The sequence below is a fragment of the Pseudomonas sp. GW460-12-10-14-TSB1 genome (assembly GCF_017349775.1).
Lineage (GTDB): Bacteria > Pseudomonadota > Gammaproteobacteria > Pseudomonadales > Pseudomonadaceae > Aquipseudomonas > Aquipseudomonas piscium.
On the sequence record NZ_JACNAC010000073.1, the window covers coordinates 17,149 to 29,445 of the forward strand.

The 12,297-nt window shown below is 63.2% G+C and carries 11 protein-coding genes; 7 read left to right on the forward strand and 4 right to left on the reverse strand.

Going from position 1 to position 12,297, the window contains the following annotated elements; genetic code table 11:
* Window positions 1-51: 51 nt before the first annotated feature.
* Complete coding sequence (hslO, locus tag J4D52_RS27800; RefSeq protein ID WP_007931739.1) at window positions 52-954, reverse strand: Hsp33 family molecular chaperone HslO; 903 nt, start codon at window positions 952-954, stop codon at window positions 52-54.
* Between the two features lie 101 nt (window positions 955-1,055).
* Between hslO and J4D52_RS27805 the strand changes: the two genes are divergently transcribed.
* Entirely contained in the window at window positions 1,056-1,859 is an 804-nt protein-coding gene (locus J4D52_RS27805) for a phosphatase PAP2 family protein (protein WP_025808430.1), read from the forward strand.
* 115 nt (window positions 1,860-1,974) lie between these two features.
* Here the strand turns inward: J4D52_RS27805 and J4D52_RS27810 are convergent, their stop codons facing one another.
* The gene (locus tag J4D52_RS27810; protein ID WP_038582992.1) at window positions 1,975-2,373 is read right to left on the reverse strand and encodes an RNA-binding S4 domain-containing protein; all 399 of its coding nucleotides are present in this window, start codon (window positions 2,371-2,373) and stop codon (window positions 1,975-1,977) included.
* A 219-nt stretch (window positions 2,374-2,592) separates the two neighbouring features.
* Here J4D52_RS27810 and J4D52_RS27815 point away from each other — a divergent pair, with 219 nt between their 5' ends.
* Both J4D52_RS27815 and rimK read left to right on the forward strand, forming a co-directional pair.
* Complete coding sequence (locus tag J4D52_RS27815) at window positions 2,593-3,075, forward strand: ATP-dependent zinc protease (RefSeq protein ID WP_007931742.1); 483 nt, start codon at window positions 2,593-2,595, stop codon at window positions 3,073-3,075.
* Window positions 3,072-3,977, forward strand: coding sequence for a 30S ribosomal protein S6--L-glutamate ligase (gene rimK / locus J4D52_RS27820; RefSeq protein ID WP_007931744.1), 906 nt, complete (start codon window positions 3,072-3,074; stop codon window positions 3,975-3,977). The genes J4D52_RS27815 and rimK overlap by 4 nt, the downstream gene beginning before the upstream one ends.
* 92 nt (window positions 3,978-4,069) lie before the next feature.
* On the opposite strand, the gene J4D52_RS27825 is transcribed toward rimK, so the two are convergent.
* Together J4D52_RS27825 and ompR are read right to left on the reverse strand one after the other, a co-directional pair.
* Window positions 4,070-5,383, reverse strand: a complete 1,314-nt coding sequence (locus J4D52_RS27825) for an ATP-binding protein (RefSeq protein ID WP_007925244.1) — start codon at window positions 5,381-5,383, stop codon at window positions 4,070-4,072.
* 57 nt (window positions 5,384-5,440) lie between these two features.
* On the reverse strand, window positions 5,441-6,181 hold the full coding sequence (gene ompR / locus J4D52_RS27830; protein WP_007925257.1) for a two-component system response regulator OmpR: 741 nt from the start codon (window positions 6,179-6,181) through the stop codon (window positions 5,441-5,443).
* Window positions 6,182-6,542: 361 nt separating this feature from the next.
* Between ompR and J4D52_RS27835 the strand changes: the two genes are divergently transcribed.
* The 4 genes from J4D52_RS27835 to tauA form a co-directional block, all read left to right on the forward strand.
* Window positions 6,543-8,867, forward strand: coding sequence for a Tex family protein (locus J4D52_RS27835; protein WP_102676413.1), 2,325 nt, complete (start codon window positions 6,543-6,545; stop codon window positions 8,865-8,867).
* Entirely contained in the window at window positions 8,867-9,250 is a 384-nt protein-coding gene (locus tag J4D52_RS27840; protein WP_102676414.1) for a PaaI family thioesterase, read from the forward strand. The genes J4D52_RS27835 and J4D52_RS27840 overlap by 1 nt, the downstream gene beginning before the upstream one ends.
* Before the next feature lie 293 nt (window positions 9,251-9,543).
* A complete protein-coding gene (gene gshA, locus J4D52_RS27845) occupies window positions 9,544-11,127 on the forward strand; it encodes a glutamate--cysteine ligase (protein WP_097306122.1) in 1,584 nt (527 codons plus the stop codon).
* Window positions 11,128-11,350: 223 nt separating this feature from the next.
* A partial coding sequence (tauA, locus tag J4D52_RS27850) for a taurine ABC transporter substrate-binding protein (protein ID WP_207272185.1) occupies window positions 11,351-12,297 on the forward strand: 947 nt, incomplete at its 3' end.

Below are 12,297 nucleotides of genomic sequence, written 5' to 3' on the forward strand. Positions count from 1 at the left end.
GAACGGCGTTAATCCGGCGCTTGCCAGGTGATTTACCTGCGCTGAACCGTTTTAGTGACGAGTATCTGACGGCGACTCGACACCCGCTCCGGCGAACAATTGGCTGATATCGGCCGCATCGAACAGGTAGCGCTCGTTGCAGAACTGGCAATCGATCTCGATGCTGCCGCCGTGTTCGACCACCAGCTTCTGCGCATCTTCCAGACCCAGACTGACCAGCGCATTGCCCGAGCGTTCCCGCGAGCAGCTGCAACGGAAGCGTAGCGGCTGCACATCGAACAGGCGCACGGCTTCTTCATGGTAGAGGCGATGGAGCACGGTTTCGTTGTCCAGGCTCAGTAGTTCATCGGCAGTCAGGGTGCTGCCCAGCGCGGTGATGTGCTGCCAGCTAGCGGCGCGTTCTTCTTCATCCTTGAGGCGGTCGGCCGGCAGTTGCTGCAGCAGCAGGCCACGGGCGCGACGACCGTCAGCGTGCAACCAGAAACGGGTGCCGACCTGCTGGGACATGACGAAATAGTTGGTGAAGCATTCCGACAGGGTGGCGCCGTCCAGGTCGACGATGCCCTGGTAACGCTGGCCGTGGGTCGGGTCGACGGTCAGGGCCAGCACGCCATTGGGCATCAGGTCGGCCAGGGTAGCGTCCGGGGCAATCTGCTCCGCGTCGTAGCGCGCCAGGCCACGGATCTCGCGCTCGCTGGAGCACTCGATCATCAGCAACGGCACCGGGCCTTCGGAACGTGCCTGGAGGATCAGCAAGCCATCGAACTTCAGCGTGCCGACCAGCAGCGCGGCCGCCGCCATCAGCTCGCCGAGCAGTTGCGCGACTGGCTCCGGGTAAGCGTGTTTGGCGAGGACTTCGGCATAGCTGCGCTCCAACGCCACCAGCTCGCCGCGGGCGTCGCTGTCATCGAAGATGAAGCGTTGGGTGAAGTCGGTATCCGGCAAATGAGTCATAGGTCTGGGTATCTGAAGTGATGACAAAATGGTTACAAGACATGAAAATTGCGATTTACGCACTGTTACGGTGCACGATTTTCTGCCGTTGGAGGCATTTTATGAACAATCCGGGTTTGTTCCAAGCAAGGTGGAACCTCGGCAAGCTGGTGCTGTGCAACTTGCTCCCTCTGGCGCTGTTGGGTTTCTGGTTATGGCCAAGCGGGCACATGCTTTGTGTGATGTTCGACGAATGGCTGTTCCGCCTGCTGAATGCTCCCCTTGCGAGCAACTCCACCTGGCTGCATATCTGGGCTGTAGCCAGCCTCAGGCCTTTTGACGCGATAGTCGGGCTGATCCTGCTGACCCTGTTGATTCGCGGGGACTGGGTGTTCAAAGCCCTGGACGTGCGCCGAGCGTTTTTCGGCTTCCTGTCGATCCTGGTCTTGATGCTGATTATCCGCCTGTTGTTCTCCAGGCTCGCCGATGCCATGGGCTGGCAGCACGACAGCCCGTCGATGATGCTCCAGGATGCCGTGCACATGAGCGACTACTTCCCGCACTGGGAAAAAACCTGGGAGCTCAAGGACCGTTCCAGCCAGAGCTTCCCCGGCGACCACGCTTCGGTCTTGCTAATCTGGGCACTGTTCATGGGCGTGTTCAGCCGCAGCGTCGGCCAGTTCCTGGTGATCTGGGGCCTGACCCTGCTGTTCATGATGCCGCGCCTGGTGGCCGGCGCGCACTGGGGCCAGGACGACTATATCGGCGGTGTGCTGCTGGCGGTCTGGGCACTCGGCTGGGGCTACTACACCCCGTACGCGGCCAAGGCCTCGAACCTCCTGCTGCGGGTGACCGACCCGCTGTTCAACCTGCTGGGCAAGCTGCCGTTGCTGTCGCGCCTGAGCGTGGTACGGGCTACGGCCTGAGCAGGAGCCGGCTTGCCGGTGATTGAATGCACAAGTGCGCCCTCCAGAGAATAGTGAGAGGGCTGCAACCGCTGCTTCGCAGCTGATCGCGGGCAAGCCTCGCTCCTACAGGGGCTTATTCGTGGCTGTGGAACTTGAACAGGTCGCGCCGCTGTTTCTTGGTCGGCTTGCCATCGGTGCTCACACCCAGGGCACCGGCCTTGCGCAGGGCGGCGGCATTTTCCCGCTTGGCGATGCTGGCTTCGGTTTCCGTATAGAGGGTCTGCGCTTCCGGCGCCCCACGGCGCACGATCGACAGGGCCTGGACCACCACGGTGCGTTCGTCGAAACCAGTGCGTATCTCATACTCGTCGCCGACCCTCGGCTCCTTGCCCGGTTTGCAGCGCTCGCCACGGTGATGCACCTTGCCGCTTTCGATGGCGGCCTTGGCCAGCGCACGGGTCTTGTAGAAGCGCGCCGCCCACAGCCATTTATCCAGACGGACCTTGTCGTCGTCTTCGGCTTTTTGTGCCATGGCATTTCCTCATTCTGAAATATTTTCGAACTGTACTACCGTTTCTCTCGTGCCATGAATTGCGATGGCTCGGTTTAGAATGCGAGGCTCTGCAGCAGCCCGTCCGGGAGCTGCGGGACCGGGCTTAGATATCTGTCGCCTTTTACCCATTATTCTGCGTGAATACCGCGAATTCGGCCGCTTGACGGTACGAGCGGGTTCCTCAGCGGTTGAGCACATTTGAAGACATTTGACCATTTGACCGTCGTGGGTCTGCGCGAGTGGGTGGCGCTTCCGGATTTGGGAGTCGCCGGCCTGCGCGCCAAGATCGATACCGGCGCCAGCACCTCCAGCCTGCATGCCACCGAGATCGAGCCGTTCGAGCGCGACGGTGAGCAGTGGGTGCGCTTCAACGCGCACCTGGGCAGCGTGGTGCAGTTGCGTCACCGGCGTTGCGAAGCGCCGCTGGTGGCGATGAAAACCATCAAGAGCTCCAACGGCCAGGCGCAGGTGCGCTACGTGATCAGCACCACCCTGGCGCTCGGCGATCGGGTCTGGCGGGTAGAGTTCACCCTCGCCTGCCGCAAAGCCATGCGCTACCGCCTGCTGCTCGGTTCCAAAGCCCTGATCGATGGCCAGTTGGTGGTCAATCCAGGGATCAAATACGTTCAAGACAAACCGGTGTTCCCGGTGTCCACTACCTCTGCCACAGGTGTTGCATGAAGATCGCTGTGCTGTCGCGTAACCCGCGTCTGTATTCCACTCGTCGCCTGGTCGAAGCCGGCACCGAGCGTGGCCATGAAATGGTGGTGGTCGACACCCTGCGCGCCTATATGAACATTGCCAGTCACAAACCGCAGATCCACTACCGCGGCAAGCCGCTGGAGGGTTTCGATGCGGTGATTCCACGGATCGGCGCCTCGGTGACCTTCTATGGCTGCGCGGTGCTGCGCCAGTTTGAAATGATGGGCGTGTTCCCGCTCAACGAATCGGTGGCCATCGCCCGCTCGCGGGACAAGCTGCGCTCCCTGCAACTGCTGTCCCGTCGTGGCATCGGCCTGCCGGTGACCGGCTTCGCCCACTCGCCGGACGACATTCCCGACCTGATCGAGATGGTCAACGGCGCGCCGCTGGTGATCAAGGTACTGGAAGGCACCCAGGGCATAGGCGTGGTGCTGTGCGAAACCGCCACAGCGGCCGAGTCGGTGATCGAGGCCTTCATGGGCCTGAAGCAGAACATCATGGTCCAGGAGTACATCAAGGAAGCCGGCGGCGCCGACATTCGCTGCTTCGTGGTCGGCGACAAGGTGATTGCCGCGATGAAACGCCAGGCCAAACCGGGCGAGTTCCGCTCCAATCTGCACCGTGGCGGCAGCGCCAGCCTGATCAAGATCACCCCGGAAGAACGCATGACCGCCCTGCGCGCGGCCAAGGTCATGGGCCTGAGCGTGGCGGGCGTGGATATCCTGCGCTCGAACCACGGGCCGCTGGTGATGGAAGTGAATTCCTCTCCGGGCCTGGAAGGCATCGAGACCACCACCGGCAAGAACGTGGCGGGGATCATTATCGAGCACATCGAGAAAAACGGTGGCCCGAACATGACCCGGACCAAGGGCAAGGGTTAAGGGCAGCGGCAAGCTTTTAGCTGCAAGCTGCAAGAGAAAAGCGACTCCTCACTTGCCGCTTATGGCTTGTAGCTTGCCGCTTGTAGCTGCCTTCAGACCGCATCCCTCGGCAACAACAACCCCAATGGCAAGCGCACCCGCGCTTCCAGGCCGCCATCGGCGCGGTTGCGCAATTCGACATTGCCACCGTGCATCGAGGCGATTCGCTTGACGATGGCCAGGCCCAGGCCGGTGCCTTTGCCGCCTCGGGCACGGTCGCCGCGGGTGAAGGGGTTGAAGATCGCCTCCAGCTCCGACGGATCGATACCCGCGCCACGGTCCATCACACTCAGCACCACATAAGGCGCGCTGGTGTCGCCTGACACATAGGCCGCCACTTCGACTTCCGTCCCAGCGTGGTTCAGCGCGTTGCCGATCAGGTTGTTCAGCAGGCGCTTCATCGACACCCGGCGCAGCGGGAACGGCGGGATCGGCTCCAGGCGCAAGTGCACCTTTTCATCGTTCTGGTTGTAGGGCGCCGCCACTTCGCGCACCAGGTCGCTGAGATCGACCTCCTCCACCGACTCGTCGCGGCCGTCGCGGATGAAGGCCAGGAACTGGTCGAGAATCGCGTCCATGTCCTCGATGTCGCGGACCATGTCGTCGGTCAGGTCATTGTGGCTGCCCATCAGCTCCAGCGACAGGCGCAGACGGGTCAGCGGCGTGCGCAGGTCGTGGGACACCCCCGCCAGCATCAGCTCGCGTTCGCGCCCGGCCTGCTCCACATCCTCGGCCATCTGGTTGAAGGCGCGGTACACCTCGGTCATCTCGCTCGGCGTATCGCTGATCGGCAGGCGCACGCTGCGCCCCTGCCCCAGTTGCCGGGCGGCATAGACCAGGCGCTTGAGGGGCTGGTTGAGCTGGCTGACGAAGATCCACGCCGAAGCCGTGGATAACAGACCGATCGCCAGGAACCAGCCGAGCACGCTCCAGATCTTCTGCCCCCGCAGCGGGTGCGGGTACAGCGGCACTTTCAGCCAGCCATCGCCCAGGCTCGGCGCGCGCACCCAGAGCGCTGGCGGTGCGTGCATGCGCAGGCGCACTTCAGTGTCGGCGCCCAGTTCGGCCTGCATCTGCCGCTGGTAGATCTCGCTGTAGGGCCAATGCTGCTCGCCCGCCGGCACACCGCTGCCGACCACCTTGATCAGCCCGGCAGCCTCGGCGATCTGGTCGCGGTTGGATTCGTCGGCGGCCCAATAGGCGCGCAGGGTCAGGGCCACGCCGTGGCTGTACTGGCGGTCCACCAGCACGTCCTCGTTCATCAGCAGATAAACCAGGGTCAGCGCCTTGGAGAACAGCACCACGATCAGCACCAGCCAGAGGGTGCGGGAGAAGAAGCTTTGCGGGAACCACAGCGGGGTTTTCATAAACAGCCATTACACGCTTTGCAGGAGCGAGTCGCGCTCGCTCCTACAAATCATCGGTCACTTGGTGGTGGTGCCATCCGGCACGAACACGTAACCCACGCCCCAGACCGTCTGGATATAACGCGGCTTGGACGGATCGGGCTCGATCATCCGGCGCAGACGGGAAATCTGCACGTCGATGGAGCGCTCCAAAGCATCCCACTCGCGGCCACGGGCCAGGTTCATCAGCTTGTCGCGGGTCAGCGGCTGGCGAGCGTTCATCACCAGAGCCTTGAGCACCGCGAACTCACCGGTGGTGAGCATGTGCACTTCGGCGCCGCGCTTGAGTTCGCGGGTGGCCAGGGACAGCTCATAGTCGCCGAAGGTGACATTTTCGTCTTCGCTGCCCGGCGCGCCCGGCACCGGAGCCGACTGGCGACGCAGCACGGCCTTGACCCGCGCCATCAGCTCGTCGGGGTTGAACGGCTTGGCCAGGTAATCGTCGGCGCCCAGTTCCAGGCCCTTGATCCGGCTCAGCTCGTCGCCCTTGGCGGTGAGCATGATGATCGGGATCTGGTTGTTCGCACTGCGCAGGCGGCGGCACGCGGTCAGGCCGTCTTCGCCAGGCAGCATCAGGTCGAGGACGACCAGGTTGAAGACTTCGCGACCCAGCAGACGGTCCATCTGCTCGGTGTTGGGAACCGCGCGGGCACGGTAGCCCTTGCTGACGAAGAAGCGCTCCAGCAGGCTGCTCAGCCCAGGGTCGTCGTCAACAATAAGAATTTTTTCGCCTTCGGCAGTTTGTGCAGTGCTGCTCATCAGATGCTCCTTTTATCTCGGTGCGCATTATGGCGTAGCTGCCGTTATACGCACCGTGTGCATTGTTAGCAGATTTTTCCTCAACCGCCAGAAAACCCGCCGTCGGCCGCCAGTGGGCCGATACCCCCGAAGACTGGAACGCTGGTTATAATGCGCCGCCTTTTGTGTCAGGCAACCTCTGATCGTTATCGCCCGTGGCCACTTTTTATTTTTCCCGGCCAGGCAGTAATTGTTCGATTTCACGGGTCAACAGGCAGCCCTTTGATCCAGGCAGCGGCGCACGCCAGGCCGCTCAACCAGACTCGCCGAGCCCAGTTTTCCGTGCCGGCGGGCCTGCTTTCACAATTTGTCAGGTGGTTTTATGGACAGCATCAACAGCCGCATTGCCGAGGAACTCGGTGTACGCCCACAACAGGTCGAAGCGGCCGTCGCTCTATTGGATGAAGGCTCCACCGTGCCCTTCATCGCCCGCTACCGGAAGGAAGTGACCGGCAGCCTCGATGACACCCAGCTGCGTCATCTGGAAGAGCGCCTGCGCTACCTGCGAGAACTCGACGAACGGCGCATCAGCATCCTCGCCAGCATCGAGGAGCAGGGCAAGCTGACCCCGGAACTGGCCCGCGACATCAAGCTCGCCGACACCAAGACTCGCCTCGAAGACCTCTACCTGCCGTACAAGCAGAAGCGCCGCACCAAGGGCCAGATCGCCCTGGAAGCCGGCCTCGGCGAACTGGCGGACGGCCTGTTCAACGACCCGAGCCTGACCCCGGAAAGCGAAGCCGCGCGCTTCGTCGACGCGGAAAAAGGCGTGGCCGATGTGAAGGCCGCCCTCGAAGGCGCCAAGTACATCCTCATGGAGCGCTTCGCCGAAGACGCCAGCCTGCTGGACAAGCTGCGCAACTACCTCAAGCAGGAAGCCACCCTCAGTGCCCGTGTGATCGCCGGCAAGGAAGAGGAAGGCGCCAAGTTCCGCGATTACTTCGAACACGACGAACCGCTGAAGAGCATGCCGTCGCACCGCGCCCTGGCGATTTTCCGTGGCCGCAACGAAGGCATCCTCAGCTCCGCGCTGAAAGTCGGCGACGAACTGCCGGGCACCATGCACCCATGCGAAGGCATGATCGGCCAGCAGGTCGGCATCCAGAACCAGAACCGCCCGGCGGACAAATGGCTCGGCGAAGTGGTGCGCTGGACCTGGAAGGTCAAGCTCTACACCCACCTGGAAACCGACCTGCTGGGCGAGCTGCGCGACAGCGCCGAAACCGAGGCGATCAACGTCTTCGCCCACAACCTGCACGACCTGCTGCTGGCCGCTCCGGCCGGCCCGCGCGCGACCCTGGGCCTCGACCCGGGCCTGCGCACCGGCTGCAAGGTCGCGGTGGTGGATGCCACTGGCAAGCTGCTGGACCACGCCACCGTTTACCCCCACGTACCGCACAACAAGTGGGACCAGACCATCGCCGTGCTGGCCGCGCTGTGCGCCAAGCACTCGGTGGACCTGATCGCCATCGGCAACGGCACCGCCAGCCGGGAAACCGACAAGCTGGCCGCCGAGCTGATCAAGAAATACCCGGCCATGCGCATGACCAAAGTCATGGTCTCCGAGGCGGGCGCTTCGGTGTATTCGGCGTCGGAACTGGCCGCCAAGGAATTCCCCGACCTCGACGTGTCGATCCGTGGCGCGGTGTCCATCGCCCGCCGCCTGCAGGACCCACTGGCCGAACTGGTGAAGATCGATCCGAAATCCATCGGCGTCGGCCAGTACCAGCACGACGTGTCGCAGCTGAAGCTGGCTCGTGGCCTGGATGCGGTGGTCGAGGACTGCGTGAACGCCGTCGGCGTGGACGTCAACACCGCCTCGGTGGCCCTGCTGGCGCGGATCTCCGGCCTCAACACCACCCTGGCGCAGAACATCGTCAGCCACCGTGATGAAAACGGTGCGTTCAAGACCCGCGCCGCGCTGAAGAAGGTCGCCCGCCTGGGTGAAAAGACCTTCGAACAGGCCGCCGGCTTCCTCCGTGTGATGAACGGCGACAACCCGCTGGACGCGTCCGCGGTGCACCCGGAAGCCTATCCGCTGGTGCAGCGCATCGCCGCCGAGACCGACCGCGACATCCGCTCGCTGATCGGCGACAGCGGCTTCCTCAAGCGCCTGGATCCGAAGAAGTTCACCGACGAGACCTTCGGCCTGCCGACCGTCACCGACATCCTCCAGGAACTGGACAAGCCCGGCCGCGACCCACGCCCCGAGTTCAAGACCGCCGAGTTCCAGGAAGGCGTCGAAGACCTCAAGGACCTGCAACTGGGGATGATCCTCGAAGGCGTGGTGACCAACGTCACCAACTTCGGTGCCTTCGTCGACATCGGCGTGCACCAGGACGGCCTGGTGCACATCTCGGCGCTGTCGGAGAAGTTCATCAAGGACCCGCGTGAAGCGGTGAAGGCCGGCGACGTGGTCAAGGTCAAGGTCATGGAAGTCGACATCCCGCGCAAACGCGTCGGCCTGTCGATGCGCATGAGCGACACCCCGGGCGAGAAGATCGACGGCGCTCGCGGTTCGCGTCCAGGCTCGGCACCGCGTTCGTCGGGCAACAGCGCCCCGCGCAAGGAAAGCGTGGCCGCGGCGCCGACCAACAACGCCATGGCATCGCTGTTCGCCAACGCCAAGCAGTTGAAGAAACGCTGATGGAGATCCCGGCCGGCTTGACCGAAAGCGCGTTCAGCCAACTGCTCGGCTGCCGTCTGCAGCACCTGGAGGTCGGGGAAGCCGACGTCGCCCTGACGCTGACGCCGCAGCTGCGCAATCGCGGCCAGAAGCTGCACGGTGGGGCGATCTTCAGCCTGGTCGACATCGCCATGGGGCTGGCCTGTTCCAGCTCCCACGGCTTCGACCAGCAGAGCGCGACCATCGAGTGCAAGATCAACTACATCCGCGCCGTCGCCGAGGGCGACGTGGTCTGCCACGCCCGAGTGATCCACCCGGGCCGCCGCACCCTGGTGGTCGAGGCCGATGTGATGCAAGGCGACAAACTGATCGCCAAGGCACAAGGCACGTTCGCGGTCCTCTGAGGGCCCCTTTGGTGGCAGCCGCGACGCCAATTCGTCCGCTAGCGACGCGGCCCGCCTTCGAACATCGACAAACCTAGCTCCCTGTCATCGATTTGAGTTAATTTCGGCGCTGCGAAAGCGGCGTCGGAGTTTTCTGCCTGCGCTAAAGCCAGATTCAGGGATGAAGCGTGGTGCTTGCAAAATAGGGCCAGGCCGGCTCAACGACCAGGCGAAAACGCCAGTTTCAACTTCACCCTTGTAGACCGTCCTGCCCACCCCCATATTGGGGCGACTGACGCGTGAAGGAATCCAACTTGAGCGAACTTCTCAACCGCCGCCTGGCTCTGCTCGGCGAGCGCGCTAACCTCTCTCTGCTCGAGCAGTGCCTGCACGGTATCGAGCGCGAATGCCTGCGCGTGACCGGCGAAGCGCGCCTGGCCCAGACCCCGCACCCGGAAGAACTGGGTTCCGCGCTGACCAACGAACAGATCACCACCGATTATTCCGAGTCGCTGCTGGAGTTCATCACCCCAGCCCTGTCCGATCCGGCGGACACCCTGGCCAGCCTCGACAAGATTCACCGTTTCGCCTACAGCAAACTCGGCAACGAGTACCTGTGGAGTCCATCGATGCCGTGCCCGTTGCCGGCCGAGGAAGACATCCCGATCGCCTATTACGGCACCTCCAACATCGGCCAGCTCAAGTACGTGTACCGCAAGGGCCTGGCCCTGCGTTACGGCAAGACCATGCAGTGCATCGCCGGGATCCACTACAACTTCTCCCTGCCGGAGCAGCTCTGGCCGCTGCTCAAGCAGGCCGAAGGCTTTGTCGGCAGCGACCGCGACTATCAGTCGTCGGCGTACATCGCGCTGATCCGCAACTTCCGTCGCTACAGCTGGCTGCTGATGTACCTGTTCGGCGCCTCGCCGGCGCTGGACGCGGGCTTCTTGCGCGGGCGCTCGCACCAGCTGGAACAGCTGGACGCCGAGACCCTGTACCTGCCGTACGCCACCAGCCTGCGCATGAGCGACCTGGGCTACCAGAGCAACGCCCAGGCCGGCCTGACCCCTTGCTACAACGACCTGAACAGTTACACCGACAGCCTGCGCAAGGCCGTCGCCACGCCGTACGCGCCTTATGTGGAGATCGGCACCCACCAGGACGGTGAGTGGGTCCAACTCAACACCAACATCCTGCAGATCGAAAACGAGTACTACTCCAACATCCGCCCGAAACGCGTGACCTACACTGGCGAGCGGCCGATCCAGGCGTTGATGGCCCGCGGCATCCAATACGTCGAAGTCCGTTGCCTGGACATCAACCCATTCCTGCCGATGGGCATCGACGTGCAGGAAGCCCGCTTCCTCGATGCCTTCCTGCTGTATTGCGCGCTCAACGAAAGCCCGCTGCTGGAGAACAACGAGTGCGGCAACGCCACCTCGAACTTCCTCAAAGTGGTCAAGGAAGGTCGCCGTCCGGGCCTGCACCTGCAGCGCCAGGGGCAGACGGTGGAGCTCAAGGAATGGGCCGGCGAACTGCTGGAAAAGATCGCGCCGCTGGCCGCCCTGCTCGACCGCAGCCACGGCAGCGACGCCCACAGCAAGGCGCTGGACGCCCAGCTGGCCAAGGTCAAGGATGCGTCCCTGACGCCTTCGGCCCAGGTCCTGGCCGCCATGCAGGAGCACAAGGAAAGCTTCAGCCAGTTCTCCCTGCGCCAGAGCCTGGCCCATGCCGAGTTCTTCCGCAGCGAGTCCCTGGACAAGGAAGACCAGGCGCGTTTCGAAGAAGCGGCGCGCAGCTCCCTGCAGCAACAGGCCGAGCTGGAGCAGAACGAAGTCGGCGATTTCGACGTGTTTGTCGGCTCGTATCAGGCAAGTATCCTGGCGATCAGCAACTAAGCGCCTGCGGCGCTTATCGCGGGCAAGCCTCGCTCCTACAGAAGACCAATGCGTAGGAGCGAGCTTGCTCGCGATGGAGCGCAAAGCGTCCCCCTTCAAAAAAGTGCTCTCTTTAGAAGATTCCTCTTTTAAGCTAATTCTAAAAAGTTATTTATTTTTAGATTTTTAGATCATTTAGTCTCCTCCCACGTCCACACTTGGTCGCCTGTCGAGGAGCTTCATGATGAAACTGCACTTTCCCCTTCGCCTCCTGGCGGCCGTCTCCCTGGCCACCGCGAGCTTCTTCGCCCAGGCAGCCGACGTCACCGTCGCCTACCAGACCACCGTCGATCCAGCGAAGGTCGCCCAGGCCGACGGCACCTACGAAAAAGTCACCCAGGCCAAGATCGACTGGCGCAAGTTCGACAACGGCGCCGACATCATCGCCGCCATCGCTTCGGGCGATGTGCAGATCGGCTACCTCGGTTCCAGCCCGCTGACCGCCGCGATCACCCGCAAGGTGCCGGTGGAAACCTTCCTCATCGCCACCCAGATCGGTGCCGCCGAGGCCCTGGTGGCCCGCGACGGATCCGGGATCAAGACACCCCAGGACCTGGTCGGCAAGAAAGTCGCCGTGCCCTTCGTTTCCACCGGCCACTACAGCCTGCTGGCCGCGCTCAAGCACTGGAAAATCGACCCGTCGAAAGTACAGATTCTCAACCTCGCGCCACCGGCGATCATCGCCGCCTGGAAACGCGGCGACATCGACGCCACCTACGTTTGGGACCCAGCGCTGGGCGTGGCCAAGGAAAACGGCAAGGTGCTGATCACCTCCGGCGAACTGGCCCAGTTCGGCGCGCCGACCTTCGACGCCTGGATCGTGCGCAAGGACTTCGCCGAGAAGCACCCGCAAATCGTCACCGCCTTCGCCAAGGTGACCCTGGACGCCTACGCCGATTACCGCAAGGACCCAAAAGCCTGGCTGGCCGAGCAGAGCAACGTCGACAAGCTGGTGAAACTCTCCGGCGCCAAGGCCAGCGACATCCCGCTGCTGTTGCAGGGCAACGTCTACCCACTGGCGGCCGACCAGGTCATCAGCCTCGGCGCACCAACCACCAAGGCCATCACCGACACCGCGGTGTTCCTCAAGGAGCAAGGCAAGGTCGAGGCGGTTCTGCCGGACTACGCGCC

Bases quoted from the DNA above. Each gene is read 5' to 3' on its own strand.
- hslO (WP_007931739.1), bottom strand. From the start codon at position 954: ATGACTCATTTGCCGGATACCGACTTCACCCAACGCTTCATCTTCGAT.
- J4D52_RS27805 (WP_025808430.1), top strand. From the start codon at position 1,056: ATGAACAATCCGGGTTTGTTCCAAGCAAGGTGGAACCTCGGCAAGCTG.
- J4D52_RS27810 (WP_038582992.1), bottom strand. From the start codon at position 2,373: ATGGCACAAAAAGCCGAAGACGACGACAAGGTCCGTCTGGATAAATGG.
- rimK (WP_007931744.1), top strand. From the start codon at position 3,072: ATGAAGATCGCTGTGCTGTCGCGTAACCCGCGTCTGTATTCCACTCGT.
- J4D52_RS27825 (WP_007925244.1), bottom strand. From the start codon at position 5,383: ATGAAAACCCCGCTGTGGTTCCCGCAAAGCTTCTTCTCCCGCACCCTC.
- ompR (WP_007925257.1), bottom strand. From the start codon at position 6,181: ATGAGCAGCACTGCACAAACTGCCGAAGGCGAAAAAATTCTTATTGTT.
- J4D52_RS27835 (WP_102676413.1), top strand. From the start codon at position 6,543: ATGGACAGCATCAACAGCCGCATTGCCGAGGAACTCGGTGTACGCCCA.
- J4D52_RS27840 (WP_102676414.1), top strand. From the start codon at position 8,867: ATGGAGATCCCGGCCGGCTTGACCGAAAGCGCGTTCAGCCAACTGCTC.